Origin of the sequence: Microbacterium soli (assembly GCF_039539005.1) — a bacterium.
Lineage (GTDB): Bacteria > Actinomycetota > Actinomycetes > Actinomycetales > Microbacteriaceae > Microbacterium > Microbacterium soli.
The window spans coordinates 1,577,679-1,604,458 of sequence record NZ_BAABCP010000001.1 but is presented as its reverse complement, the minus strand read 5'-3'; the positions used below and the strand labels follow the sequence as shown (position 1 = coordinate 1,604,458).

Annotated in this window: 25 protein-coding genes; 8 read left to right on the top strand and 17 right to left on the bottom strand. The window is 70.8% G+C overall.

Features of this window, described 5'->3' with window-relative positions; translation table 11 throughout:
- The first annotated feature begins 119 nt into the window (after nucleotides 1-119).
- Complete coding sequence (locus ABD770_RS07500; protein WP_344818909.1) at nucleotides 120-1,952, top strand: ATP-binding cassette domain-containing protein; 1,833 nt, start codon at nucleotides 120-122, stop codon at nucleotides 1,950-1,952.
- A 63-nt stretch (nucleotides 1,953-2,015) separates the two neighbouring features.
- Here ABD770_RS07500 and ABD770_RS07495 read toward each other — a convergent pair whose 3' ends face one another.
- The 11 genes from ABD770_RS07495 to hemE all read right to left on the bottom strand — a co-directional run bounded on the left by ABD770_RS07495 (nucleotide 2,016) and on the right by hemE (nucleotide 11,249).
- Nucleotides 2,016-2,462, bottom strand: a complete 447-nt coding sequence (locus ABD770_RS07495) for a hypothetical protein (protein ID WP_344818908.1) — start codon at nucleotides 2,460-2,462, stop codon at nucleotides 2,016-2,018.
- A gap of 99 nt (nucleotides 2,463-2,561) precedes the next feature.
- Nucleotides 2,562-3,884, bottom strand: coding sequence for a glutamate-1-semialdehyde 2,1-aminomutase (gene hemL / locus ABD770_RS07490; RefSeq protein WP_344818907.1), 1,323 nt, complete (start codon nucleotides 3,882-3,884; stop codon nucleotides 2,562-2,564).
- Nucleotides 3,885-3,975: 91 nt separating this feature from the next.
- Entirely contained in the window at nucleotides 3,976-4,959 is a 984-nt protein-coding gene (gene hemB, locus ABD770_RS07485) for a porphobilinogen synthase (RefSeq protein WP_344818906.1), read from the bottom strand.
- The gene (locus ABD770_RS07480; RefSeq protein ID WP_344818905.1) at nucleotides 4,956-5,753 is read right to left on the bottom strand and encodes a uroporphyrinogen-III synthase; all 798 of its coding nucleotides are present in this window, start codon (nucleotides 5,751-5,753) and stop codon (nucleotides 4,956-4,958) included. The genes hemB and ABD770_RS07480 overlap by 4 nt, the downstream gene beginning before the upstream one ends.
- Before the next feature lie 5 nt (nucleotides 5,754-5,758).
- Nucleotides 5,759-6,751 (bottom strand): hydroxymethylbilane synthase, encoded by a 993-nt coding sequence (gene hemC / locus ABD770_RS07475; protein ID WP_344818904.1) that lies wholly within the window; start codon nucleotides 6,749-6,751, stop codon nucleotides 5,759-5,761.
- Nucleotides 6,748-7,440, bottom strand: coding sequence for a hydrogen peroxide-dependent heme synthase (gene hemQ, locus ABD770_RS07470; RefSeq protein ID WP_344818903.1), 693 nt, complete (start codon nucleotides 7,438-7,440; stop codon nucleotides 6,748-6,750). Before hemQ ends, hemC begins: the two co-directional genes overlap by 4 nt.
- 83 nt (nucleotides 7,441-7,523) lie before the next feature.
- The gene (locus tag ABD770_RS07465; protein ID WP_344818902.1) at nucleotides 7,524-7,814 is read right to left on the bottom strand and encodes a hypothetical protein; all 291 of its coding nucleotides are present in this window, start codon (nucleotides 7,812-7,814) and stop codon (nucleotides 7,524-7,526) included.
- A complete protein-coding gene (locus tag ABD770_RS07460; protein WP_344818901.1) occupies nucleotides 7,801-8,208 on the bottom strand; it encodes a phage holin family protein in 408 nt (135 codons plus the stop codon). Before ABD770_RS07460 ends, ABD770_RS07465 begins: the two co-directional genes overlap by 14 nt.
- A 1-nt stretch (nucleotide 8,209) precedes the next feature.
- On the bottom strand, nucleotides 8,210-8,542 hold the full coding sequence (locus ABD770_RS07455; RefSeq protein WP_344818900.1) for a hypothetical protein: 333 nt from the start codon (nucleotides 8,540-8,542) through the stop codon (nucleotides 8,210-8,212).
- A 146-nt stretch (nucleotides 8,543-8,688) separates the two neighbouring features.
- Nucleotides 8,689-10,215, bottom strand: coding sequence for a protoporphyrinogen/coproporphyrinogen oxidase (locus tag ABD770_RS07450; protein ID WP_344818898.1), 1,527 nt, complete (start codon nucleotides 10,213-10,215; stop codon nucleotides 8,689-8,691).
- Nucleotides 10,212-11,249: a uroporphyrinogen decarboxylase gene (gene hemE, locus ABD770_RS07445; RefSeq protein WP_344818897.1), complete on the bottom strand. Its 1,038-nt coding sequence runs from the start codon at nucleotides 11,247-11,249 to the stop codon at nucleotides 10,212-10,214. The genes ABD770_RS07450 and hemE overlap by 4 nt, the downstream gene beginning before the upstream one ends.
- A gap of 113 nt (nucleotides 11,250-11,362) precedes the next feature.
- On the opposite strand from hemE, the gene ABD770_RS07440 reads away from it, so the two are divergent.
- A complete protein-coding gene (locus ABD770_RS07440) occupies nucleotides 11,363-12,643 on the top strand; it encodes a glutamyl-tRNA reductase (protein ID WP_344818896.1) in 1,281 nt (426 codons plus the stop codon).
- A gap of 78 nt (nucleotides 12,644-12,721) precedes the next feature.
- On the opposite strand, the gene ABD770_RS07435 is transcribed toward ABD770_RS07440, so the two are convergent.
- From ABD770_RS07435 to ABD770_RS07415, 5 genes are all read right to left on the bottom strand, one after another.
- Nucleotides 12,722-13,021, bottom strand: coding sequence for a hypothetical protein (locus tag ABD770_RS07435; RefSeq protein ID WP_344818895.1), 300 nt, complete (start codon nucleotides 13,019-13,021; stop codon nucleotides 12,722-12,724).
- 363 nt (nucleotides 13,022-13,384) lie between these two features.
- The gene (locus tag ABD770_RS07430; RefSeq protein WP_344819885.1) at nucleotides 13,385-13,588 is read right to left on the bottom strand and encodes a Txe/YoeB family addiction module toxin; all 204 of its coding nucleotides are present in this window, start codon (nucleotides 13,586-13,588) and stop codon (nucleotides 13,385-13,387) included.
- Complete coding sequence (locus ABD770_RS07425; protein WP_344818894.1) at nucleotides 13,581-14,297, bottom strand: hypothetical protein; 717 nt, start codon at nucleotides 14,295-14,297, stop codon at nucleotides 13,581-13,583. The genes ABD770_RS07430 and ABD770_RS07425 overlap by 8 nt, the downstream gene beginning before the upstream one ends.
- A 51-nt stretch (nucleotides 14,298-14,348) precedes the next feature.
- Entirely contained in the window at nucleotides 14,349-14,810 is a 462-nt protein-coding gene (locus ABD770_RS07420; protein ID WP_344818893.1) for an adenylyltransferase/cytidyltransferase family protein, read from the bottom strand.
- Between the two features lie 122 nt (nucleotides 14,811-14,932).
- Nucleotides 14,933-16,183: an EndoS/ChiA family endoglycosidase gene (locus ABD770_RS07415; protein WP_344818892.1), complete on the bottom strand. Its 1,251-nt coding sequence runs from the start codon at nucleotides 16,181-16,183 to the stop codon at nucleotides 14,933-14,935.
- Nucleotides 16,184-16,382: 199 nt separating this feature from the next.
- Between ABD770_RS07415 and ABD770_RS07410 the strand changes: the two genes are divergently transcribed.
- From ABD770_RS07410 to ABD770_RS07390, 5 genes are read left to right on the top strand one after another with little or no spacing between them, the layout of a single operon-like run.
- Nucleotides 16,383-17,660, top strand: coding sequence for an ABC transporter substrate-binding protein (locus tag ABD770_RS07410; RefSeq protein ID WP_344818891.1), 1,278 nt, complete (start codon nucleotides 16,383-16,385; stop codon nucleotides 17,658-17,660).
- Between the two features lie 30 nt (nucleotides 17,661-17,690).
- The gene (locus ABD770_RS07405; RefSeq protein ID WP_344818890.1) at nucleotides 17,691-18,638 is read left to right on the top strand and encodes a carbohydrate ABC transporter permease; all 948 of its coding nucleotides are present in this window, start codon (nucleotides 17,691-17,693) and stop codon (nucleotides 18,636-18,638) included.
- On the top strand, nucleotides 18,635-19,549 hold the full coding sequence (locus tag ABD770_RS07400; RefSeq protein WP_344818889.1) for a carbohydrate ABC transporter permease: 915 nt from the start codon (nucleotides 18,635-18,637) through the stop codon (nucleotides 19,547-19,549). The genes ABD770_RS07405 and ABD770_RS07400 overlap by 4 nt, the downstream gene beginning before the upstream one ends.
- Entirely contained in the window at nucleotides 19,546-21,006 is a 1,461-nt protein-coding gene (locus ABD770_RS07395) for a family 20 glycosylhydrolase (protein WP_344818888.1), read from the top strand. The genes ABD770_RS07400 and ABD770_RS07395 overlap by 4 nt, the downstream gene beginning before the upstream one ends.
- Nucleotides 21,007-21,056: 50 nt before the next feature.
- Nucleotides 21,057-22,361 (top strand): glycoside hydrolase 5 family protein, encoded by a 1,305-nt coding sequence (locus ABD770_RS07390; RefSeq protein WP_344818887.1) that lies wholly within the window; start codon nucleotides 21,057-21,059, stop codon nucleotides 22,359-22,361.
- A 61-nt stretch (nucleotides 22,362-22,422) separates the two neighbouring features.
- On the opposite strand, the gene ABD770_RS07385 is transcribed toward ABD770_RS07390, so the two are convergent.
- The gene (locus tag ABD770_RS07385) at nucleotides 22,423-23,448 is read right to left on the bottom strand and encodes a LacI family DNA-binding transcriptional regulator (protein ID WP_344818886.1); all 1,026 of its coding nucleotides are present in this window, start codon (nucleotides 23,446-23,448) and stop codon (nucleotides 22,423-22,425) included.
- A 91-nt stretch (nucleotides 23,449-23,539) separates the two neighbouring features.
- Here ABD770_RS07385 and ABD770_RS07380 point away from each other — a divergent pair, with 91 nt between their 5' ends.
- The gene (locus tag ABD770_RS07380) at nucleotides 23,540-26,566 is read left to right on the top strand and encodes an alpha-mannosidase (RefSeq protein ID WP_344818885.1); all 3,027 of its coding nucleotides are present in this window, start codon (nucleotides 23,540-23,542) and stop codon (nucleotides 26,564-26,566) included.
- Nucleotides 26,567-26,780 lie beyond the last annotated feature (214 nt).

The following is a 26,780-nucleotide window of genomic DNA, read 5'->3' as shown; positions in this document are numbered from 1 at the left end:
CCCGCACGGCGATTCGGCCGTGTTCTCGCGCCAGGATCGGGTTCTCCGGCAGGTGAGACGCCGAATTCCCAGGTTTTCCGCGAAGATGGGGAGGATCGACCGGAAAAGGGGAGGCTGTCATGCCCGCAGGACAGGTGCTCGAGTTCGACCGGGTCACAAAGCGCTTCGGCGCGGTGACCGCGGTCTCCGACCTGTCCGTGCGCGTCGAGCCGGGCATCGTCACCGGCTTCCTCGGACCGAACGGCGCGGGCAAGACGACATCGCTGCGGATGCTGCTCGGCCAGATCCGCCCGACTTCGGGGACCGCCACGATCGGGGGCTCGAGCTACTCCGAGCTGCGCAACCCGCTGCGCACCATCGGCGCCGTCCTGGAGGAGGCCGACTACCGCCCGCGCCGCACCGCCGCACGTCAGCTGCTGATCGCCGCCCGAGCCAACGGCATCCCCTCCTCCCGCATCGAGGAGGTGCTGCGCCTGGTCGGCCTGCAGGACGACGCCGACACCCGGATCGGCAGCTACTCCCTGGGCATGCGCCAGCGCCTGGCCATCGCGACGGCGCTGCTGGGCGACCCCGGCGTGCTCGTGCTCGACGAGCCCGCCAACGGCCTCGACCCGGAGGGCATCCGCTGGATGCGCCTGCTCATGCGCCGCCTCGCCGACGAGGGGCGCACGGTGCTGGTCTCCTCGCACGTGCTCAGCGAGATCGAGCAGGTCGCCGACAACGTCGTGGTGCTCTCGAAGGGCCGCGCCGCATACTCCGGACCGATCGAGAAGCTCGCCGACCCCTCCGGAGGGGCGGTCATCGTGGACGCCGAGAACCGCGCGCAGCTGATCACCGCGCTGTCCGCGGCGAAGCTGAACTTCGACGTGCTGCGCTCGGGCGTGACGGTGCGGGACTCGAATGCCGCCGCCGTCGGCGCGATCACCGCGGCCGCGGCCGTCCCGCTGACGTTGCTGCAGCAGCGTGGGCCGAGCCTGGAGGACGTCTTCCTCGATCTCGTCTACGGTCGCCGCGCGGACAGTCCGCGCCTGAACGAGACGGCCAATCCGGTGGCGCACGCCGCGCAGGCCACGCCCCCGACCGACGCCGAGACGCCGACAGCGCCCCCGTCGGAGACGGCGGCGCCCGCACCTGCCGCAGACGAGGCGGCACCGGCGGCGGATGCAGCACCGACGTCGGATGCACAGGGGACGACGGATGCCGCCGAGGACGTCCCCCGGACAGAGGACGCACACCCCGACGCCGATGCGGAGACCGGGGCAGCGGTTCCGTCCCCGACCACGCCGGAGGATCAGGACGACACGCTGCGCCATGACATCCGCAGCCTGTGGGGTCCGACGTCGGCCGATCCCCACGCGCCGGTCGCCGAGTCCGCTACGACGGATGCCGAGGCGCCGGCACCGGATGCGGAGACGGCGACGCCCGAGACGGGCGGCTCGGCACAGGACACGACGACCCCGACCGCGGATCACGCCATCGCCCCGGATGCGGAGCCCACGGCATCCGATGCGCGCCCGGCGGACGCCGGCGAGGTGCTGCCGCAGGCCACCGACGCCGTATCAATCCCCGCGGCGGAGAGCCCGACATTCACCTCGCTGATCACCGGCATCCCGGTATCGGCCGCCGCCGAGGACTCGGAGCAGGTCGTGCCCGCCACCGAGGAGATCTCCGTGCTCACGCCGGTGCTGTCGGACGGTGACGACGACGACTCCGCCGTCGACGACGCCGAGGAGGACCCCCGGCTCGCCGCGATGCGCACCACGCTGTCCAGCGCCGCCAGCCGCTTCTTCGACGGTCCTGCGCCGGACTACCCCTATGGTCCTGTTCCCGCCGCCGAGCAGCCGACCGCCGGGGCGCAGACCGACGGACAGACCGCCGGGACCGAGCACGACGGTGCCGAACACACCGACCCCGGGAACGACGACGGTCCAGGGGACACGCAGCACGCCTGAGAGCGAGGCGGAAGCGGAAGCCGCCGTCAGGATCGGACCTGGACCTGCCGGAGGTCTCTCCGCTCAGGCGGGCCGCGGCCGGATGACCGGACGCTGCCGGGGCTGGGCCACCGGCACGGATCCCGTCGCGATCTCCGTGACATCGGCCGGCTCATCGCTCACCTCCAGGTGCAGCGCCTGGGTGAGGGCGAGGCCGTGGCGGGTCGTGAGGATCAGCCGCTGATACAGCTCATCTCCGTCGAGGTCGATCACGACGCTCGCGCGACGTCTGCGGATCAGCACGAAGTCCGTCGTCCCGGCGCCCTTCCAGGTGCCGGCGGCGAGCATGCCGGGGATGTACGTACCCGGGCCCGGGACTCCGCGCAGCCAGGTCCATGCGTCGTCGGTGAGCTGGACCTTCGCGATGTGCTCACGCTCGATCCGCAGGTTCTCACGGTGGAACGTCGACGCGCGCTCGATGGGCGAGAGCACGACCTCGAGTCGTGTCTGGTCCAGGAGCAGCGTCACCATCACACCAGTCTGCCAGCGACGTCCTGCAAGATGCCTGCGACTTGCTCACAAGGCGGCAACGATCCCGCCGTGGACCGGTATCCGCATGCCGATGAGGGGTCAGGCCGTGGCGGATGCCGCCGCGGCGGCCGCGGCGGGAAGCGCGGCCTCGATGGTCGTGAGCTCCTCCTCGCCGTGCGCGGCGGTGAGGAACCAGGCCTCGAAGACGCTCGGGGGCAGGGCGACGCCCTGCTCGCGCATCGCGTGGAAGAACGGCGCGTAGCGGAACGACTCCTGCGCCTGCGCCTGCGCGTAGGTCTTCGGCGCCGCGGCGGAGAAGGCGACGCCGAACAGGCTGCCCGCGCGCGGCACGGCGTGCACGACCCCGGCATCCGTCAGCGCGGCGTCCAGTGCGGCGGCGAGGCGGGCCGCCGCGGCATCCACCGTCGCGTACACCTCCGGTGTCGCCAACCGCAGCGTCGCGATCCCCGCGGCGACCGACAGGGGGTTCCCGGACAGGGTCCCGGCCTGGTAGACGGGGCCGGTCGGTGCGAGGAGGTCCATGATCTCCGCCCGACCGCCGAGCGCCGCCAGCGGCATCCCTCCGCCGATGACCTTGCCGAAGGTGATGATGTCGGGCAGGTAGTGCTCACCGGACTCCTGCTGCAGCCCCCAGAAGCCCGCGGGGTGCACGCGGAAGCCCGTCAGCACCTCATCGAGGATCATCAGCGCGCCGTGCGCCTGCGCGGTCTCGGCGATGAGCCGGTTGAAGCCGGGCAGCGGCGCGACGACGCCCATGTTCGCGGAGGCGGCTTCGACGATGACAGCGGCGATGCGGTCGCCGTGCTCGGCGAACACGGCCGCCAGCGCCTCGGGATCGTTGTAGTCGATCACGAGCGTCTGCGCGGCGATCGGCGCGGGCACGCCGGCGGAGCCGGGCAGCGCGAGGGTCGCGACCCCGGATCCGGCGGCGGCCAGCAGCCCGTCCGAGTGGCCGTGATAGTGCCCGGCGAACTTCACCAGCAGGTCGCGGCCGGTGGCGCCGCGGGCGAGCCGGATGGCGGTCATGGTGGCCTCGGTGCCGGTGGAGACCATGCGGACGTGCTCGACGGGTCGGGCGTCGCCGACGCGCACGCGCTCCGCGACCAGCCGCGCCAGCTCGACCTCGCCCGCCGTGGGCGCACCGAACGACAGCCCGCGGGCCGCGGCATCCTGCACGGCGCGAACGACCTCCGGATGCGCATGACCGAGCAGTGCCGGGCCCCAGGAGGCCACGAGATCGATGTACTCCCGGCCCGCGGCATCCGTCACCCTGGCGCCTCGAGCCGATGCCAGGAAGCGCGGCGTCCCGCCCACCGAGCCGTACGCGCGCACCGGCGAGTTCACCCCTCCGGGGATCACCGCACGGGCAGCATCGAACAGGTCGTCATTGCGGTCGGTCATGCCCTCCAACGTACGCGGTCGACCTATGAGCCCGGTCGGGTCGGCAGCACTCGACCGATGAGCGGGTCGCGCTCTCGCGCAGCCCTGCCGTTCAGCGGCTCCTCAACCACCGCGCCGCTTCGACCGCCCAGTAGCTGAGGACGACGTCGGCGCCGGCGCGACGGATGGAGGTCAGCGACTCGAGGATCGCCGCGCGCCGGTCGATCCACCCGTTGGCGGCAGCGGCCTCGATCATCGCGTACTCTCCGGAGACCTGGTAGGCCCACACCGGCACGTCCACGGCATCCCGCACCTCGCGCAGCACGTCGAGGAAGGCCATGGCGGGCTTGACCATGACGATGTCGGCGCCCTCGTCCACGTCCAGCAGCGCCTCGCGCACGCCTTCGCGACGGTTGGCGGGATCCACCTGATACGTGCGCCGGTCGCCGGTCAGCTGCGAGTCGACGGCCTCGCGGAACGGCCCGTAGAAGGCGCTCGCGTACTTGGCCGCGTAGCCGAGCAGCAGGGTGTCGTGGAAGCCCTCGGTGTCCAGCGCCTCACGGACCGCGGCCACCTGGCCGTCCATCATGCCGGAGAGCCCCAGCAGTCGTGATCCGGCGCGCGCCTGCGCGACCGCCATCGAACGGTAGCGGTCCAGCGTCGCGTCGTTGTCGACCGTGCCGTCCGAAGCCAGCACGCCGCAGTGGCCGTGGTCGGTGAATTCGTCCAGGCACAGGTCGGTCTGCACGACCAGCGCGTCACCGACCTCGGAGGCGAGCGCCCCGGTGGCGACGTTGAGGATCCCGGCGGGGTCGTCGGCTCCCGAGCCCTCGGCATCGCGGACCTCGGGGACGCCGAACAGCATCACACCGCCCACGCCCGCCTCGGCGGCCGCCACGGCCGCCGCCCGCAGCGAGTCGAGGGAGTGCTGCACGACACCGGGCATGGACCCGATCGGGGCCGGTTCGCGCTGCCCCTCACGCACGAACATCGGCAGCACGAGCTGCTGAGCGGTGAGCGTCGTCTCGCGCACCAGGTTGCGCACGGGCATGGACTGACGCAGTCTGCGCAGCCGCGTCACAGGGAAGCCGCTCACGAGGCGAACTCGTCCGCGGAGTGCGGGAGGGTGAAATGCGACACGGTCTCGATGAGGGCGTCGACGGTCTGCCGATCGGCGACGGCGGAGATCGACAGGCCCGCCTTGCGGGCATCCTTCGCCGTGCGCGGGCCGATGGCCGCCAGCAGCGTCGCGTCGGGGATCTCCGGGAACTGCTCGCGCACCTGGTTCGCGACGGATCCGCTCGTGATGAGGATCGCGTTGATCCTGCCGTTCTCCACGTCGCGACGGATGCGGTCGGTGACCGGCACGCCCACCGTGCGATAGGCGATGACGCTGTCGACGTCGTGCCCCGCCTCGCTCAGCATCACCGACAGGACCGGCTTGGCGATCTCGCTGCGCAGGGACAGGATGCGGCGCGCATCGGGCTCCAGCGCGATCATCTGCTCGGCCATGCCCGCCGCCGAGTTGTCCCGTTCGGGGACGAGGGCGACGTCGTAGCCGACGGCCTGCAGGGCGGCCGCCGTCGTCTCGCCGACCGCGGCGATCTTCGTGCGCTTGGGCACGGCGACCCGGTGCGCGAAGAGCACGTCCACGGTCGTGGCGCTCGTCACGGTGAGCCAGTCGTAGTACCCCTCCTGCAGTCGCTCGAGGGCCGCATCCAGGGCGTCCTGGTCGGTGGTGGGGGCGAAGTTGATCAGCGGCGCCACCACGGGGACGGCGCCCTGGGCGCGGAGGCTCGCAGCGACGCCGTCGCCCCAGGGGCCGCCACGGGGCACCAGAACGCGCCAGCCGTGCAACGGCCTGGTCGTTTTCGTTTCGGAAGCAGTCATCTGGATCACTCTCGCGGGAGGAGGTCGGCCGCCCCCTGTTCGAGCAGCCGATGAGCGGCAGACATACCGAACGCACGGATCGCGTGCATCGGGTCTGCACCATCGGCAGCATTCGCACCGTTGCCACTGCCGTTCCGACGAATATACCCCCGGTTCAGGGACTCCGTGACGTCGACGCCGATCCGGCGGTCTCCCCCGGGCTCGTAGACCACGGCACGGACGCGGATCTCGTCGTCACGAACCCGAGCGTGCGCGGCCATCGGCGCCTGGCATCCGGCCTCCAGGCCGGCCAGGATCGTGCGCTCCACCGTCACCGCCAGCCGGGTGTCCTCGTCGTCGAGATCGGCGAGGGCCGCCAGCAAGTCGGCGGGCGCATCCGCGAGGGTCTCCACGGCCAGCGCGCCCTGCCCCGGCGCGGTGGGCCACTCGGAGAAGCCGAGGTACTCGCGGTGCAGCGTCGACTCGGAGCCCAGCCGTGCGAGCCCCGCGGCGGCGAGGATGACGGCATCCAGCTCGCCGGACTCCACCCGCGCGAGCCGGGAGTCGACGTTGCCGCGGATGTCGACGACCTCGGCGCGCGGAGCGCGTCTGCGCACCTGCGCGATGCGGCGCGGCGAGCCGGTGCCGACCTTCGCGCCGCCGGGCAGCTCCTGCAGGGGCGTGCCGTCGCGGGTGATCACGACATCGCGGGCATCAGCGCGCTCCGGCGTCGCGGCGATGACGAGCTCGGCGGGCTCCTGGGTGGGCAGATCCTTCAGGGAGTGCACGAGGATGTCGCAGTCGCCGGCGACGAGTGCCTCGCGCAGCCTGTTCGCGAACACGCCCGTCCCGCCGATCTCCGACAGCGACGCCCTGTTGGTGTCGCCCTCGGACACGATCGGCACGAGCTCCACCACGCGGCCGGAGACCTTCGCCAGGGCGTCGGCGACCTGCTGGGACTGCGCCTGCGCGAGGGCGCTGCGACGGGTGCCGAGACGGATGGGCGCGTCCGTGATCATTGCAGGACTTCGGCGATCTCGTCGAAGCGAAGCCGGCGCCCGGTGTAGAAGGGGATCTCCTCCCTCACGTACCGACGGGCGTCCGTGTACCGCAGGTCGCGCATGAGGTCGACGAGCTCGACGGGGTCGTCCGACTCCAGCGGCACCAGCCACTCGTAATCGCCCAGCGCGAACGCGGCGACGGTGTTCGCTGTCACACCGGTGTGCGACGCCCCCTTGCGCCCGTGGATGGCCAGCATCCGGCTGCGGTCCTCCTCGGGGATGAGGTACCACTCGTGCGTGCGGACGAACGGGTACAGGCAGATCCACTGCTTGGGCGGGATGCCGCGCAGGAAGCCGGGAACGTGGTTGAGGTTGAACTCGGCGTCGCGGTGCACGCCCATCACGTTCCACACCGGCAGCAGCGTCTTCAGCAGCTCGGTGCGACGCAGACGGCGCAGGGCGCGCTGCAGGTCCTCGGCGGCGCCGCCGTGCAGCCAGACCATCAGGTCGGCGTCGGCCTTCAGCCCACTGACGTCGTAGAAGCCGCGCACGCTCACGCCGGATGCCTCGATGTCGGCGACGATGGTCGCCAGCTCCGTCGAGTCGGTCTCGGTGACGGCTGTGGCGGGGTTCCGACGCCAGACGGCCCAGAGGGTGAACCCCGAGGAGGCGGATGCGGACTCGCTGTCTTCAAGAACTTCGGGCATGCATCCAGTCTGCCCCTTCCGCGCGGGCACCGCACACCGCGAGACGTCCGACGGTCGGACACCGCATCCGGGGCGTCCGGGACCTAGCGGGATACCGCCCGCGCGATGAGCCAGACCGCACCGCCGACGGCGGCGGCGACGCCGAGCACCGCGGCCGCCGCGCCGATCGGGTTGCGCCCGGCGAAAGCCCGGGCGCGCCTGATGCCTCGCTGAGAGGCCTGTTCGACCCGGCGCGGCACATTGCCCTTGATCTCGATGGCGGCCAGCGCGGCCTTCAGCTCGGCGCGGGCGGACGCCACCGGATCGACGATCCCGGTCGGCACGGCTGTGCGGGGCAGCCCTGCGGACGACGGCTTCGGGTCAGAACTCGTCATGATCGGCCTCCTTCATCAGGCGGACATCGGTCGCGACGGCCTGGCCGGGGTTCTCCCGTCGCACCACCTTCCGGAAGCGGCGCACGCCCAGCAGGGCGAAGACCACGACCGCCAGCAGCAGCACGCCGAACACGACCAGCGACGCCAGCCAGGCCGGCCACCAGGACGACAGCCCGATGATGACGAACGCCAGGAGCACGGGGATCGACCAGAACAGCAGGAACAGGACGATGACGAACCACAGGCTGCCGATCCCGGCGTCCTTCGCGGTGCGCGACACCCACTTCTTCGCCGCATCGATCTCGGCGGTGATGAGGTTGCGCACCAGCTCGGGCAGGTCGCCGAGCAGCGTGAGCAGGCTGTCGTCGGCGCGGTCGCGGTATCCGCGAGTCATCTCACTCCGCCCCTGAGGTCTTCTTCTTCGCGTTCTTCGCGCCCGCGCTCTGCACGGCGGCGGTGCTGTCCGGCACCGCCGGAGCCGGCGCGACGACGTCCGGGTCGGAGGCCGAGGAGACGACCTTCACGACACCGCGCCAGAGCGCGTTGGGCACGGCGGCGGCCTGCGTCTTCGCGAAGTCCTGCGCTCGGGCGACCTGCCGCTGCACGGGGTCGAGATGCCACACCCTGAGCCACTGCGTCTTGATCTGCTCATACCGCTCGCGGCCCGCGCGGGTGCCGAGCACGTAGCCCACGCCGAGTCCGACGACCAGTCCGACCTTGCCTCTCATGGGAGCCTCCTGACGATTGTTGCGGAGTCTTCATCAAGGGCCGAACGTCCCCGCCCCCGAGTGAACGTGTTCCAGGGTAGTCGCATATTCCCGTTTCGGCATCTACCTGTGCGCATCGGACGCGAAACCCCCGCGCCGGGGTCCGCTCAGTCCCAGAGCATGCCCCGGCGGAGCCGTCCGGCCTCGGCGACGGCATCCGGAACCACCTGCGCCAGGCCCGTTCCCGCGATCCATGCGCCCACGACGCCCAGACCGGGAACGCGCTGCACGGCGGTGCGCGCCGCCGCGCGGCGCCGCGCCGCACCGATCTGCGACGACGGTTGCGACTGCACGAATCGCGCTCGGTGAGCGGCGCGCAGACCATCTGCGGGAAGCCGCACGCCCAGCAGAGCGGACGCCTCCGACAGCGCCAGCTGCGCCGCGGCGTCATCGTCGAGCGCCGCGGTGGCGGCGGGCTCTCCCTGGGATCCGAACGACACCCGCACGATGTGGGCGCCGTCCGCCGCGCGGCGCAGCCACCCCCATTTGGCGGTGGAGTGCGTGAGCGCCTTGGCGGTGTGGCTGCCCGGCACGGTGAGCACGCCGCTGCCGCGCGGGGCGGTGTCGAGTTCGGGGGCGTCGACCAGGAGGGTCACGATCTCGATCTCCGGTGCGGGGCCGGCCTCGCCCAGCCCCGGCACGTGCGGCGCCAGCAGGGCGTGGGCCGCCGGCTCGGGAGTCGCGATCACGACCCGGGTCGCCGTGAGGACCTCCGGCTCCGGCGCCCGGGGCTCCGCGTCCAGGTCGGCACCGGCATCCGCCTGCCGACCGGCATCGATCTCGGTCGTCCCGTCATCGGCATCCGTCGGCCGTTCGATCTCGACGCTCCACCGCTCGCCGTCACGGTCGAGCCGCACCGCGCGGGCACCGGTGCGCACCGTCACGCCGTACGTCCGCAGCTCGGCCAGCAGCGCGTCGACGAGTCGGCCCATCCCGCCGTCGAGCCCCATCACCGCCGCACCGGGTGCGGCGCCCGCGCGCTCGCCCTGCAGCGCGAGCACCGCGCCGCTGAGCGATCCCACCCGGGTGAGCGCGGCGTTCAGGCCCGGTGCCGCGGCGTCCACATCCACATCCTCCGGGAGCGCCGAGTACACCCCGGCGGTGACCGGCGCGACGAGGCGATCCCGCACTCTCGCGCCCATGCGCGTGGAGACCAGTCTGCCCAGGCTGGTCTCGTGGCCGATCGTCAACGGTGGGCGCAGTCGGTCCAGATACGCGCGCCACACCCCGCGCCACCCGATGATGGCGCGCACGTCCTCCTGGAACGGGTTGGCGGGGATGCCCAGCACCCCGCCCCTGGGCAGCGGCGCGTCGGGGGTGTCGGGAATGCCGCTCAACCACGCGCCTCCCCCCTCCGGGGTCACGAGCGCGTCCGCCAGACCGAGCTCGTCCACGAGGGCGCGCACGTGCCCGCCGCGGGTGGCGAAGCTCTCCGCCCCCGCGTCGACGACGATGCTGTCGAGCAGGGCGGGACGGATGCATCCGCCCGGCCGGGTCTCGGCCTCCAGCAGCGTCACGGGGATGCCGAGCTTCGCGCACTCGCGCGCGGCGACCAGCCCGCCGATGCCACCGCCGATGACGACGACGTGGTGCCGCGCGGCGCGGGCGGCGAGATCCTCCTGCTCGGAGCTCATGCCCCCGATCCTCCCATCGCGGCCCCCTCGTGGGCGAGTCGCACGATGCGGGTGAGCTGGTCGGGATCGGTGTCCGGCGGCACGCCGTGGCCGAGGTTGAGGATGTGGCCTCTCGCACCGCGGCCCTGCGCGATCACCTCGCGGACGTGCGCCTCCAGCACCGGCCACGGCGCCTGCAGCAGCGCCGGGTCGATGTTGCCCTGCACGACGGTGTCGGGCCCGACGATGCGGACGGCCTCGTCCAGCGGCATCCGCCAGTCGACGCCGACGGCGTCCGCGACGCCGCCCAGACGCATGTCGGCGAGGAAGGGCCCCGTGCCGACCCCGAAGTGGATGGCGGGCACGCCGATGCCCTCCAGCGCGGCCGTCGAATGCGGGACGACATGCGCGCGGTAGTCGGTCGGGCTCAGCGAGCCCGCCCAGGAGTCGAAGAGCTGCACGACGACGGCGCCCGCATCGCGCTGGATCTCCAGGAAGCGGCGCGAGATGCGCGAGAGCCACCCGGCCAGCCGCGCCCACGACTCCGGGTCGGCATGCATCATGGCCCGGGCACGCAGATGATCCTTGGAGGGCCCGCCCTCGATGAGGTACGCGGCCAGTGTGAACGGCGCGCCCGCGAAACCGATGAGCGGCGTCGCTCCGAGTTCGGCGGTGACGATGCGCACGGCCTCCGCGATGGCCGTGCCATCGAGGTCGGCAGGGTCGATCGCGGTGACGCGCTCGACGTCGGCGGCCGTGCGAACAGGGCGCGCGAACACGGGGCCGCGGCCGGGCTCGATCTCCACCTCGACGCCCGCCAGACGCAGGGGGATGACGATGTCGCTGAAGAACACCGCCGCGTCCACGTCGTGCCGGCGCACGGGCTGCAGGGTGATCTCGGCGGCGAGATCCGGGGTGAGGCAGGCATCCAGCATGCGCGTGCCGACGCGGAGCTCCCGGTACTCCGGCAGGGACCTGCCGGCCTGACGCATGAACCAGACGGGGGTGCGCTCGGGCTTGGAGCCGGCGAGTGCGCGCAGCAGCAGGTCAGTCATGCTCCGATCCTCGCACTGCCGGCTATGCGGACGCCGGGCGGGCGTCCGCACGGAGCACCCGGCCGCAGCGTCGCTGTGATGCCATGCATAGCAAGCGGGCGTACCCTGGTGGGGTGCTGCTCTGTGTGACGGCGAGCCATAAGACCGCCTCCTTCGACCTGCTCGAACGCCTCAGCCGCCATCCCGAGACCGTCGCCCCGACCCTCATCGAGTCCGGTGCGCGGGGAGCCGTCGTGCTCTCCACCTGCAACCGCTTCGAGACCTACGTCGAGACGGGTCCGATCGACTCGGATGCGGTGCTGGACGTCATCGCGCAGACCACCGGCATCCCCGCGGAGGACCTCGACGGCTCGTACCGCGTGATCGAGGACGGCCGCGTCGCCGAGCACCTGTTCGCCGTCGCGTCCGGTCTGGAGTCCGTGGTCTCCGGCGAGGGGGAGATCGCCGGGCAGGTGCGCCGCGCGCTGACCGGGGCCCGCAAGCAGGGCACCACCTCCCCCGCCCTCGAGCGCCTGTTCCAGCGCGCCAGTCAGGCGCAGCGGAAGGTCAAGAACGTCACCGCGCTGCAGCGCGCGGGGCGCTCCCTCGTGCGCCTCGCCCTCGACCTCGCCGACAGCCGCATCGCGGACTGGTCGGCCGAGCGGGTGCTGCTGATCGGCACCGGTTCCTACGCGGCGGTCACGCTGGCCGCGCTGCGCGAGCACGGTGCTGTCGACATCACGGTCCACTCCCCGTCCGGCCGCGGGGAGCGCTTCGCGAAGAAGCACGGCATCCGCATGGTGTCCGCCGCCGAGTACGAGGATGCCGCCCGGCGCTCCTCGCTGCTGATCACCTGCACCTCCGTCACCGAGCCCGTGCTGGGACCGGCGCAGCTGCAGCGCGGCGCGGTCGCGACGGAGCAGAAGGCGCCGACCGGATGCCCGGTGGCGCACAGGTCGCAGCTCGTGATCGACCTGGGCATGCCCCGCAACGTCGATCCCGCCGTCGCGCAGCTGGAGGGCGTGTCCCTGCTGGATCTGGAGACCATCCGGCTGCACGCTCCCCTCGAGGAGCTGCAGGCGACGGATGCCGCCCGCGCGGTGGTCCGCGAGGCCGCGGAGGACTTCCGCGCCATCCGCTCGCGGGCCGCGGTGACGCCGGGCGTCGTCGCGCTGCGCACGCACATCTTCGGGCTGCTCGAGTCGGAGATCGACCGCGCACGGCGTCGCGGTGACGAGGACGGCCTCGTGGAGCAGGCCATGCGCCACCTCGCCGGCGTCCTCCTGCACACCCCGACCACCCGCGCGCACGAACTGGCCGCCGCCGGTCGCGGCGACGAGTTCCTCACCGCACTGGAGACGCTGTACGGCCTGACCCCGGATGCCGGTGAGTCTCCGGCATCCGCCACCGCCTGATCCGGGTTCGCACGCGCCTGCCGGCCGGACGACCAACGGCTCGGCATCCCGGTCGCGCCCGCGAAGCGAGTTGCGGGGCTACGCGACGGTGGCCTTGTCACGCGTGGATGCCCTCCGCGCGGCGACGACTGTTCCGAGAATGACCAGCCCCACGCCGACAAGGATGATGGCGAAGTTCATCCCGCCGTAGCCGAGCAGGTCGCCGTTCGTCATGTCCACTCGCCCATCGGGCTCGAGCCAGCTGTCATGGAGCACGTTCAGCGTCTGATAGGTGAACAGGATCGCGTCGACCGCCAGGTAGCCGACGATGGCAAGGCCACGCTGCTTCACGAAGAAGCCGATGGCGAAAGCGAAAAGGACGGTGAATATGACGTTCATCATGCACTCCCTGGATTCTGCCCGGACGGGTGTCTCATACTCTGCCTGCGGGTCCGTGTGCCGGCTCCGGTGCTGCCACCGGACTCCGGCCGGTGCTGGCACGGGCCAGAGCACGGATCGGCTCCGGGAGGTTGGCCGAGTTCCGTCCACCGGTTCCCGCCTCGTCATGATGGGCGAGTCGATCACGCGTGCGTCTGATGCTCGACCGTCCCGCTCGCTCGCGCAGCCACGGCCCATCGGATGATCGGATGGTCATCAGGAAGGCCATGCGAATCAGTTCGTCGAGATCGAGGCGGCCGCTGCGATCTGCGGATGGGCGTTCGCACAGCCGCAGATCGACATCCACCCACCCATGACCGCGGATCAGTAGTGGTAGCGCGCCTGCAGCACGATGAGATCGTCACCGTCGACGAGATGGACGAGGCGGTGCTCCTCGGTGATGCGTCGGGACCATGCCCCCGACGCGCCGTACTTCAATTGCTCAGGCTTTCCGATTCCGCCGAACGCATCACGCAGACACGCGTCAAGGAGGGTGTTCACACGCGTGAGCACTCGCCGGTCAGCGATCTGCGTTCACCCGCTCGATCAACGGGAAAAGGGTCTTGCGCGGCTCATCGCGCCGAGCTGTAGACCGTCGTGCCGGGGCCGGCCGTGCGGCGAGCACCACCGCGAGCACGCCGAGGGCCGCGATCACGACGAACTCGATGAACGCGCTGACGCCGAGCAGGCCCAGCAGCGCCTCCGGAGGCAGCCCGTACCCCACGAACCCGGATCGCAGCACCCGCATCGGGATGACGACCAGCAGCGCCCACAGCGGCGCCCAGCGCCAGGGACGCGGCACGACACCGGCCCGACCCACCTCCACGACGGCGATGAGGGCGAGGACGAGGGCGACGACGTCGATGGAGACGCCCACCATGGCGGACACCGCGACCGCAGCCGGAATCGACATCCCACTGGCCCCGGGCGACGTCAACGACAGCAGCAGCACGAGAAGGGCGGGTGTCAGCACCAGCCAGACCGCCAGCGCCGTGATGATCGTCGTCCCCAGTCGCCCGCGGGCGGTGACGCTTCCCGCCCGCCCCAGCCCGACCGCGAAGACCACGGCCCCCGCCGCGAACAGGACATCCGGCAGCGAGAGGTACCGGATGCCGGGGATCAGCTGACTCAGCTGCGCGAACCCGGTCAGAGCGGATGCCGCGAACAGCGCCCCGCCCAGCATCCATGTGCGCTGCCGGTCTCGCGCCGCTGTCGCCGTGGCATCCACCTCGATCACGCGACCACCCTACTGCGGCGGACAGGGCTCCCCGCCCCGCGCGTCACCGGGTCAGCGGCGACCGATGCGCTCGGCCTCCCTGGCGGCGACGATCTTGCGCAGGCCGGAGCTGGAGAAGCGGTGGTCGCGGCTGTTGAAGTACAGTTCGATCCCCGCCTGCTCGCAGTACTCGCGGCCGGTGAAGTCGCGGTCCCTGTACTCGTCGCCGACGATGCGCACGTCCAGCTTGAACGAGCGCAGGATGTCCTCGAGGTCCTGCTCGGTCGAGTACGGCACGATCTCGTCGACGTACTGGCAGCCGCGCAGCTGGATGTAGCGCTCCACCACGGTCTGTGTGGGGGCGTTCTTCTCAGGCCGGTCGAGAGTCGGGTCCATCTGCAGGCCGCAGATCAGGTAGTCGCACTGCCGCTTGGCCTCGGCGAGCATCATGATGTGTCCGGCGTGCAGCAGATCGAACGTGGAGAACGTGATCCCGACGCGCGGCCCCGGGTTGTAGTCCTTGTGCCTCTTCACGCTCTCATCCGCCATACCCGTCATCGCATCCCTTCATGAACTCCTGGTCGGGTGCCCCTGCACCCGACCAGGAGGATTCTATCCGGCCGCTCCGACAGCCGCCCTCGCCGGGCGAGCGCGGGTCACCGGTCCATCGGGCGGAAGCGCACGAATGCCGGGTCGGACGCCGGCCCGTCGGCGAAGTGCTGCGTCACCGCCGCGGTCTGCGGCACGGTGAGCTTGCGGTCCAGCCTGATCGACCAGCTGCCGTCGATGCCGGTCGTCGCGGTCGCGGTGGACGGGTGGCGCCCCGGCCCGGTGACCGAGATCTCGACCTCCGCGCCGGGAGCACCGATGCCGCTGACGGTCACGCGGTCGTCCGCGAGCCGTGCGGTCGGGGCGGCGGGCGCGACGCCGGCGGCGATGTCCTGGACGGCGGACAGGTTCTTCATCCACGTGAACGACGTGGGCGTGATGCTGTCATCGCCCCAGACCTTCCCGTCCCGGTCCACGGCGTAGGCGAAGAACCCGCCCTTGACGGCGCCCTCCGGCTGCCAGGTGGCGTACTTGTACGCCGTGTACGACGGCGCCGTCGCGGGGTCGTAGATGCCCTCGGCGTCACCCCAGTGCGTGCGATCCTGCTCCTCCGGGAAGGAGAAGCCCGGCAGGAACCGGCAGGGGGCGATGTCATCTGCGAACGTGCTCCACGTCGACTGCATGCCGGCCGTGCCGCGGCCATAGGCCTGCAGCAGCACGAACGACATGTTCCCCGCGACGGCCTCGAACAGCGGCGTGTCGCCGGACTGGTTCGAGTCGTAGAGGAAGAGCTTGTCGCTGCCCGAACGCGGCCCGATGATCTCGCCGAGCGCGTTGAAGACGCCGATGGCGCGCGTGAGGTCGTCGCCGGTCGGGTACGACTCGACGTCGATGTCGATCCCGTCCAGCCCGTACGGCGTGACGAACGTGTCGACGAGCTCCTGTGCGTACGCGCGGTACGCGTCCTCCGTGAGCGGGATGTCGGCCTTCGCGAGCCGATCGATCCACAGGGTGTACACCACGCGCGTACCTTGCGCGTGCAGCGCGGGGACGTACTCGTCGCGCAGCACGTCCCAGTAGTCGGCATCCGCCGTGTCTCCGGCGTCGAACACCATCGCCACATCGACTTCCGGCGGCAGGTCACTCATCCGGGTGACGTTGGGGTCCGGGAGATTGGAGTTGGCGCTCTCCGGGACGGTGACGTCGCGCCAGGTGCGGTAGTAGGCCATGGTCAACGGCTCTGCCTCGCACTGCACGGTGCTCGCCGGGGAGCCCGTGGCGGCCGTCGCCGGTGGTGCGACGGCGGCCAGCAGTCCGGTGAGCAGAGCGCCGAGACCGAGTGCGGTCGTTCGCTTCATCGCTGTTCCTCTTCTCTTCCTCGAGTCGTGTTCCCACTGTTGATCGCCTGCCATCGGCAACGAGCCGATAACGAACTAGAGCGGTTTAGTAGGACCGTAACAGATTGTGTTAGCGTCTGCTATACCGTTTTAGTAAAAGGTTGCCGCAGCAGCTGTTCTCGACGCGGATCAACCTGGACCCTTCGAAGGAGAACGTCCCATGAAGCACCGCACATCAGCAGTCGTCGCCGTCACGGCGGCGGCATCCCTCATGCTCGCCGGATGCACCGGCGGTGGCGCTCCCGCACCGAGCACGGGCGGGGACGGCGAGATCTCCGGGGAGATCACGTTCCAGACGTGGTCACTGAAGAACGAGAAGTTCACCCCGTACTTCGAGAGCCTCATCGACGCGTTCGAGACCGCGCATCCCGGCACGACCGTGAACTGGATCGACCAGCCCGGCGACGGCTACGAGGACAAGGTCCTGCAGCAGGCGGAGTCCGGTGAGCTGCCCGACGTGATCAACCTGCCGCCGGAGTACGCGTACTCCCTCGCCTCCGCCGGTCAGCTGGCCGATCTCGGCAGCGACTCGAAGGTCATCGACGAGTACGTGCCCGGCGGCGTGCAGGCCTACGAGTTCGACGGCATCGACGGGTCCTTCGCGTTCCCGTGGTACCTGGGCACCGAGCTGAACTACTGGAACACCGCCCTGCTGGCCGAGGGCGGCGTCACCGAGCCCCCGGCGACCTTCGAGGACACGCTCGACGCCGCGCAGAAGCTGGCGGATGCCGGTGTGCCGACGTTCTCGTCGGTGCCGACGCCGAAGATGCTGCAGATCGTCGGCGCCGTCAAGGACATCTACAAGGACGGCGAGTTCGTCTTCAACACCCCTGAGGCCGCCGAGATCATCGACCGCTATGCCGAGCTGTACAAGGCCGGCGCGGTCACGCCCGAGGCCCTGCAGGGAGCGGGGACCGCGAACGCCAACATCAACAGCTTCAACACCGGCGGCGTCGCGTGGACCACGGCCGGCCCGAACTACATCGACAAGGACATCGCCGTCAACGCCCCCAACCTGCTGACCGACGTGGCCGTGACCAGCGGTTTCGGCAACCCGCCGCTGTTCGTGCAGGGCATCAGCGTCGCCGCGCACTCGGCCAATGCCGCGACGGCCCTGGCGTTCGCGGAGTTCGCGACGAACACCGCCAACCAGATCGCGTTCGTCAAGCTCGCCGCGGGCTTCTTCCCCGGCACCGTCGAGGCGAACTCCGATCCGGCCGCCTTCTCCGAGACGCCCGTCAACGAGCTGCAGGGCACGGCCAACGAGCTGGCCGGCGCGCAGATGGCGGATGCCAGGATGACCGGCGCCCCGCAGTACACCGAGGCCATGGAGACCTACGCCGCCCAGCAGATCGCCCTCGCCGTCACCGGTGAGATCTCCGGGCAGGAGGCCCTCGACAAGGCCGTCGAGTACGCGCAGCAGAACGTCGTCGAGTGATCCGGCGCTGAGCGGAGGGGAGGGCATCGAGTGAACAGACAGAGATGGTTCACGCCGTATCTGCTGGTGCTGCCGGCCGTCATCTGGGTGATCGTCTTCGCCCTGTGGCCGTTCCTGAACACCATCGTCCTGGCGTTCACGGATGCCCGTCCCCTCCGCCCGGTGAAGTTCATCGGACTGACGAACTTCACCCGGCTGTTCGATGACGAGCGCTTCGTCTACGCTCTGACGACCTCGCTCGTGTACGTGCTGGTGTGCGTGCCGCTGCTGACGTTCCTGCCGCTGCTGCTGGCGATGCTCGTGCACACCAGGATCCCTGGGATCGGCCTGTTCCGCACCACGTACTACTTCCCCGTGATCGCGTCGGCCGTCGTCGTCGCGATCGTGTGGGAGTTCCTGTTCTCCGGGAGCGGCACGATCAACTCCGCGCTGCGGTTCTTCGGCCTCGCCGACCGGCCCATCGAGTTCCTGTCCGACCGCTGGCTGCTGATCTTCTGCGCCATCGGCCTGACGGTGTGGAAAGGGCTGGGCTACTACATGGTGGTCTACCTCGCCGCGCTCGGGAACGTCGGCCGTGAGCTGCACGAGGCCGCCGCGATGGACGGCGCGGGCACGTGGCGGCGGTTCTGGTCGGTGACCGTGCCGGGCGTGCGCGGCCCCATGATGCTGGTGTCGGTGCTGATCTGCGTGGCCGCGATGCGCGTGTTCACTGAGCTCTACGTGCTCTCGCACGGATCCGGCGGTCCCGGCGGCCGCGCCATGAGCCTCGTGATGCTCATCCAGTCCATGGGCAAGGGCCTGAACGGCCAGATCGGCTACGCCTCGGCCATCTCGCTCGTCCTGTTCCTGCTCACCCTGGTGCCGCTGGCCGTCGTCGGCATCGTCAACAACGCCGACGCGATCGCCGAGCTGCGCGCGACCCGCCAGGCAGCGCGGGCCGCACGCCGCACGCGCGCACGCGAGGAGGTCGTCCGATGAGCGCACCCGTCATCCGTCGACCCGAGCGACGGGCATCCGTCCCTCGGGAGAAGCCGTACCGCGCGCAGGGCTCCGCCGACATCATGAAGCCCTCCCTGGCGGGGCTGATCGGCAAGTACGCTCTGCTCCTGATCATCCTCGCCGTGATGGTCTTCCCCTTCCTGTGGCAGCTGTCCACGTCGTTCAAGGGCGCCACCGAGAACATCTACGACTTCCCGCCCACGCTCGTGCCGCAGGCGCCCACCCTCGACAACTACGCCGAGGTGTTCCGCACCATCCCCGTGCTTGACTACGCGTGGCACTCGCTCCTCGTCGGCGTCGGGACGGTGCTCTCCAATGTGGTGTTCGCCACGATCGGCGGCTATGCACTGGGCACGATGAGGTTCCGAGGCAAGTGGGTCGTGCTGGCGGTCATCTTCTCCACCCTCCTGCTGCCCGGCGAGGTCACGCTCACCAGCCAGTACCTCACCGTCAAGTCGCTGGGGCTGGCCAACACCCTGTGGGGCGTGTTCCTGCCCGGCGCGATCGGCGCGATCAACGTGCTGCTCATGATGGCGGCCTGCCGGATGATCCCGCCCGATGCCCTCGACGCCGCGACCATCGACGGCGCGAACACCATGCAGCGCCTGCGGCACATCGTCTGGCCGAACGTGCGCGGCATGGTCTCCGTCGTCGCCCTGTTCTCCTTCATCGGCGCCTGGGATGACTTCCTGTGGCCGCTGGTGGTGCTCTCCGACCCGGCGAACTACACCCTGACGGTCGGCATGGAGTACCTCAGCTCGAACTTCGCCGCCAACCCGCGGGTGATCGCCGCCGGCACGATGATCGCACTGGTACCGATCATCGTCCTGTTCGCCATCCTGCAGAAGCAGTTCTTCAAGGGCGTCGAAGAGGGCAGCGTCAAGGGATGACCGGGCACGCACATCCGCAGGTCGATCCGGGCTGGTTCGGCCTCCCGCGCCCCGCAGAGGTGCTGCCCGGCTCGGGCCGCTGGCAGGCGTCCGCCGTGCGGGTCACCGCCGATGATCCGCAACTGACCGGTGAGGCCGCCCGGTTCGCCCGCGAGCTGGCGGATCTGGGGATCGGGTACGGCGACGAGGCGACCGTGCGGCTGGTCCGGGGCCGCGCCGGAGTGTCCTCGGAGTCGTTCTTCATCGACGTCGACGACGACATCACGATCGTCGTCGCGACGGCCGCGGGCGCCTTCCGGGCGACCCGGCAGCTGCTGCACAATCTCCGCGCCCGGCGCTTCGTGCCACGCGCGCGCGTCCGCTCCTCGCCGTCGGTGCCGGAGCGCGGGCTGCATCTGGACGCGGCTCGCAAGCACTACCCGGCGGAGTGGATCGCGCACCTGCTGCACACCCTCGCGGATGTCGGGATCAACGCGCTGCAGTGGCATGTGTCGGAGAACGAGGGCTTCCGCGTCGGCTCCGCCGCCTTCCCGGAGATCGTCTCCCCCGAGCACATCAGCAGGACGGATGCCGTGCGGCTGGCCGATCTCGCCGCCGACCTGCACATCGATCTCATCCCGTCGCTGGACATGCCCGGTCATCTCCGGCACGTCCTCGCGCAGCATCCGCGGCTCCGCCTGCCGCCGACAGGCGACCCGCTCGACGACGCCGCACTGAACATCACGGACCCCGCCGCCGTCGCGTTCGCCCTCGCCCTGATCGACGACGTGGCCGCGCTGTTCCCGCACAGTCGCCGGTGGCACCTGGGCGGCGACGAGTTCATCGACCTCACCCGCACTCACGAGCACGAGCTGCTGCGGCGCACGGCGCACGAGCGGCTGGGCCCTTCGGCATCCGGCTTCGACCTGCTCACCGACTTCGTCAACCGCGTCGCCGCGCACCTTCGAGGGCGCGGTCTCGCGCCACGGGTGTGGAACGACGGGATGCTGCGCGGCGAGGCCGTCGAGCTCGACGCCGACGTCGCCCTGACCTGGTGGACGAACTGGCATCCCGCCATGCAGCCGCTGCAGCGCGCGGTGCGGACGGGCCGCGAGCTGGTCAACTTCAACGACGGGCTGCTGTACCACGTACTGGGCGAGAAGGCGGGCTACCGGTATCCGACCGCCGAGCGCATCTGGGGCGCCGACTGGCATCCGGGCCTGTTCCCCGCGCTCCCCGACGGTACGCGACAGGAGCTTCCCGCTCCTTATCCCGCGCAGCTGCGGGGCGCGTTCTTCTCCGTCTGGTCCGACGACCCGCAGGCGCAGACCGCCCACGACGTGATGCGGGGCATCCGCCGGCCGCTGCGGGCGATGGCCGAGCGGTCGTGGAACGGCGGGAGCACGCTGTCGCTCGCGGAGTTCACCGAGCTCGAGGAACGTATCGGCACCGTCGCCGACACGATAGGTTTCCCGTAACTCCCGCACACATGCCGTCCCCGCCGTCACATCACCGAGAGAAGGTCTCCATGCTCGCATCCGCATCCCCCGACGGGCCGCTGCGGTTCGGCGCCAACTACACGCCCTCGAAGGACTGGATGCACTCCTGGCTGTCGCTGGACCTCGATGAGATCCGGCGCGACTTCGCCGGTCTGGCCGAGCTGGGGCTGGACCATGTGCGCATCTTCCCGCTGTGGCCGCTGCTGCAGCCGAACCGCACGCTCATCCGCGGCCGGGCCGTCGCCGATGTGCGGGCCGTCGTCGATGTGGCCGCGGAGTTCGGCCTGGATGTCGGCGTGGACGTCATCCAGGGGCATCTGTCCAGCTTCGACTTCATCCCCGCGTGGCTGAGCACCTGGCACGACCGGAGCATGTTCACCCATCCGGACGCGATCGCCGGCCAGGTCGCGCTCGTGGAGCGGCTGGGCGCGGCGCTGAACGACGCCGACAACTTCCTCGGCTTCACGCTCGGCAACGAGACCAACCAGTTCTCGGCCCAGACGCACCCGCACCCGTGGCCGGTCACGGAGGACGAGGCGGCGAGCTGGGCCAGCGCGCTGCTGGATGCCGCGGAGCGCGCCGCACCGGGCCGCGACCACGTGCACAGCGAGTACGACGCCGTCTGGTACATGGACGGTCACGGATTCACCCCCGCCCTGGCATCCCGACTGGGGTCGATGACCACGGTGCACTCCTGGATCTTCAACGGCACCGCGCAGCGCTACGGCGGCCGCTCCACGGCATCCGACCGCCATGCCGAATACATGATCGAGCTCTCCCGGGCGTTCGCGACCGACCCGGCCCGGCCCGTCTGGCTGCAGGAGGTCGGTGCGCCGTCGACCTGTCTGACGCCGGAGCAGATGCCGGGATTCCTGGAGGCCACCGTGCGCTCCGCCGTGCGCACCGAGAACCTGTGGGGCGTGACGTGGTGGTGCTCGCACGACGTCAGCAGGGAGCTGGCGGACTTCCCCGAGCTCGAGTACTCGCTGGGCCTGCTCGACAACGGCGGCGCCGTCAAGCCGATCGGCCTGCGCTTCGCCGAGATCATCCCCGAGCTGCGCGCGCGTCGGGCGGCGCCCGCGCGCACGACCGGGATCGTGATCGAGGTGGATGCACAGGGCGTGCCGGTCAGCCGCGCGGCGATGAGCCCGGGGGGCGCGATCTTCCAGGCCTGGGTGGATGCCTGCGAGTCCGGCGCTGATGCGGCTTTCATCACGTCGACGGATGCCGCGGATGCGGCGCGCCTGTCCGCGCGCGGCATCGCCGAGCTCGTGCGCCCCGACCTGACGACCGGCGTGGGCGTCTACTCGTCGAACAACACCGTCGTCGCGTGACCGGCCGGTGCGTCGGCCGCGTGACCGGCCGGCCGGTCCGTCATCGCCCGGCTCGCCGGATTCACGCCGGCGGCGGGGCGGTGCTCTCGCGCACCGTGAGCTGCGGCTGCGGGCCCCGGCGGTCCTCGATCTTGCCGTCGTGCTCGATCTGATCCAGCAGGAACTCGGCCGCCTGCTCGCCGAACTCGAAGGTGTCGCGGGTGAGACAGGTGAGCGCCGGGTGCACGAGCCCGGTGACCACGGAGTCGTCGAAGGAGGCCAGCGACATCTCCGTCGGCACCGCCACGCCCGTCTCCTGTGTGACGCGCAGCCCCGCGATGGCCATGACGTCGTTGTCGAAGACGACGGCGGTGGGCCGTTCGGAGCGGTCCAGCAGCGAGCGCATCACCACGGTGACCTCGCGCGGGGAGTAGTCCGTGATGATCGTCTCACCGCTCACGCCGTGTCCGGTGAGCCCGGACAGCACCTCGGAGCGGAGCCGGACGTGCTGGTACTCGGCGGGCCCCGACAGGTAGGCGATCCTGCGGTGTCCGAGCTCTGCCAGATAGTCGAACACGGTGTGCGCGGCCCGTGCGTCGTCGAGCCAGATGGTCGCCGGCTCGCCCGGGCCCGACGGGGTGCCGCCGAGCATCACCGACGGCAGTGCGAGGGACTCCAGGACCCGCGCCCGCGGATCGTCCTCGAGGGGGTCGAGCACGAACACGCCGTCGACCTGGTTGGCGCTGCGCCAGCGCCGGTAGGTGGCGATCTCCTCGTCGAGGGTGGGCACCACCCCCAGCTGCAGGCCGATCCGCCGTGCGGCGAGCGCGGACTGCACACCGGCGATGAGGTCCGTGAAGAACGCCTCGGTGCCCAGGGTGCGCGCGGGGCGGTTCACGGCGAAGCCGACCACCCCGGCGCGGGCGCCGACCAGGGCGCGCGCCGTGGAGCTGGGTCGCCACTGGTGCGCGTCGGCCACGGCGAGGATGCGCTGCCTGGTCGCCTCGCTCACCCCGGGCCGCCCGTTGAGGGCGAAGGAGACGGCGCCGGGGGAGACGCCTGCCTGCCGCGCGATGTCCGCGATGGTGACACGCTTGGAACGTGACATAGACTCACCGTACTAGATCGTTTTAGTCGTGATCGATCCGCCCTGTTTCAGACCGACCGCACTCATTCTCCCATTGCGAAGGAGCATAGCCATGCACGAAGAGTCCTCGCTCACCGTCGGCCGCGTGAACCGCGTCCTCACCGAGCGCGTGCGACCGGCGGTCCACTCCGCGCGCGTGCCGCTGGAGATCGCGGCGCACCCGCTCCCGGGCGAGCCGATCAGCCCCGCGGAGGGCCTGGCACTGGACTTCGAGCCGTTCACCGCCGGGAGCATGTGGGGTTCCGCGTGGGGCACGACGTGGTTCCGCGTGCGCGGCGAGGTGCCGGCGTTGTGGGCGGGGAAGCGGGTCGAGGCCCTCATCGACCTCGGCTTCGACGTCAACATGACCGGCTTCCAGTGCGAGGCGCTCGCGTACCGGGCATCCGACTCCGGCCCGGTGCCGATCAAGAGCCTGAACCCGCGCAGCCAGTGGCTGCCGGTGACCGATGCCGCCGAACCCGGCCGGGCCGTGGAGTTCTACCTCGAGGGCGCATCCAACCCGGTGCTGCTGGACTACCACCCGTTCCTGCCCACGCAGGAGGGCGACATCCGCACCTCCTCCCCCGAGCCGCTGTACCGCGTTCGGCACATGGATCTCGCCGTGTTCGAGAAGGACGTGTTCGAACTCGCCCTCGACCTCGAGGTGCTCATCGAGCTGCAGGCCGAACTGCCCGAGACCTCGCCGCGCCGCATGCGCATCCTGCAGGCCCTCGACGACGCCCTGGACGTGCTCGACCTGCAGCGCATCGTCGAGACGGCACCGGATGCGCGGGAGCAGCTGGCCGAGGTGCTGGCCTCCCCCGCGGATGCCAGCGCGCATCGCATCGCGGCCATCGGCCACGCGCACATCGACTCGGCCTGGCTGTGGCCGGTGCGCGAGACGATCCGCAAGGTCGCCCGCACGACCGCCTCGATGACGACGCTCATCGACGAGCAGCCCGAGTTCCTGTACGGCATGTCCAGCGCGCAGCAGTACGCCTGGATCAAGGAGCACCGCCCCGAGGTGTTCGCCCGGGTCAAGGACGCCGTGAAAGCCGGCCGCTTCCTGCCGCTGGGCGGCATGTGGGTGGAATCCGACACGGTCATGCCGACCGGCGAGTCGCTCGTGCGCCAGTTCTCGTACGGCCAGCGCTTCTTCGAGCGCGAGTTCGGCATCCGCTCCCGGGGCGTGTGGCTGCCCGACAGCTTCGGCTACTCGCCCGCCCTGCCGCAGCTGATGCGCCGGGCCGGGTTCGAATGGTTCTTCACGCAGAAGATCTCCTGGAACCAGCGCAACGTGTTCCCGCACCACTCCTTCCTGTGGGAGGGCATCGACGGCTCGCGGATGTTCACGCACTTCCCGCCCATGGACACCTACAACGCGCAGCTGTCGGGCGAGGAGGTGGCCAAGGCGTCGCGCCAGTTCAAGGAGAACCGCCGGGCGACCATGTCGATCGCCCCGGTGGGCTGGGGCGACGGCGGAGGCGGCACGACCCGCGAGATGGCGGGGAAGGCCGCACGGCTGGCATCGCTGGAGGGGTCCGCGCAGGTCGAATGGAAGCATCCGGATGCCTTCTTCGCCGAGGCCCGCGCGGAGCTGACGGACCCGGCCGTCTGGGTCGGCGAGCTGTACCTCGAGCTGCACCGCGGCACACTCACCAGTCAGCACGCCACCAAGGCGCTGCACCGCTGGGCCGAGCAGGCGCTCATCGAGGCCGAGCTGTGGGCCGCGACGGCGACCGTGCGACTGGGTGCGGAGTACCCGCACGACGAACTGGACCGGCTGTGGCAGACCGTGCTGCTGCACGAGTTCCACGACATCCTGCCGGGCACGTCGATCGCGTGGGTGCATCGCGAGGCCGTCGAGGTCCTGACCGCTGTGCTGTCGGATGCCGAGGAGCTGTCGAATGCGGCCCGGCAGGCGCTGGCGGGCTCCGGCGAGCGCGAGCTCGTGTTCACCCCGACCTCGGTCGGTGCCGGGCGGGCGCTGGGGGCGGCGTTCGCGGAGGCCGCATCCCCGGCATCCGGGAGTGCCGAGGCAATCACGCTGTCCGAGCGCCCCGACGGCGGCTTCACCCTCACCAACGACCTCGTCGCCGTGACCGTCTCCCCCGAGGGCCTGATCACCTCCGCGATCGACAGAGCCACCGGCCGCGAGACGATCCCGGCAGGCCGGCCCGCGAACCTGTTCCAGCTGCACCAGGACTTCCCGAACATGTGGGACGCATGGGACATCGACCGGTACTACCGCAACCGGGTCGACGACCTCACCGCGGTGTCGTCGATCTCGGCGTCCGTCGTCGACGGTGCCGCCGTCGTGGTGGTCGACCGGGCGTTCAGCGAATCGCGCCTGGCTCAGACGATCGTGCTGCGCCCCGGGTCGCGCATGGTGCTGCTGCGCAACGACATCGACTGGCACGAGACCGAGAAGCTGCTCAAGCTCGCCTTCCCGCTCGATCTGTTCGCCCGTGAGACGCTCGCCGAGACGCAGTTCGGCTTCCAGCGCCGGGTCACGCATGTGAACACCAGCTGGGAGGCGGCGAAGTTCGAGACCTCCATGCACCGCTTCGTGCTCGCACAGGAGGATGACGGCTTCGGCGTCGCCCTCGTGAACGACTCGATCTACGGCTACGACACCTCGCGCGACGTGGACGGCGACGACGTGACGACGACCATCCGCCTGTCGCTGCTGCGCGCCCCGCGCTTCCCCGACCCCGACACCGATCACGGCCGCCACGAGATCGAGGTGGGCCTGGTGATCGGAGCGGATGCCGAGGTCGCGACCGCCGAGGGCATCCGCCTCAACGCCCCGTCGCACATCGTGCGGGGCGCGAGGGAGGTCGAACCGCTCGTGTCGGTGACCGGTGCGGGGATCGTGGTCTCGTCGGTGAAGCTCGCCGACGACCGCTCGGGCGACGTGATCATGCGCGTGTACGAGTCCCTGGGCCGCCGCACGCGCGGGACGCTCGCCGTCGGGTTCGCGCACACCGGCATCCGCGAGGTGTCGCTCATCGAGGACGAGCTGGACGCCCCGCGCACCGGCGGGGAGCTGTCACTGCACCCGTTCGAGGTGCGCACGCTGCGCATCGCGCGCGGATGACGGCGCCGCGTGCACCGCGGGCGTGCGCTGCGGCGTCCGGCGTGCGCTGCGGCATCCGTTCACCGTGCACTCCGGCATCCGTTCACCGTGCATCCCGGCATCCATTCACCGAGAACAGGAGATTTGCTGGAAACAGGACGATCCGGCGCAGATCGTCCTGTTCCGGCCGAATCTCCTGTTCTCGGTCGCGCAGGGTGACCCCGGACGGCTTCCG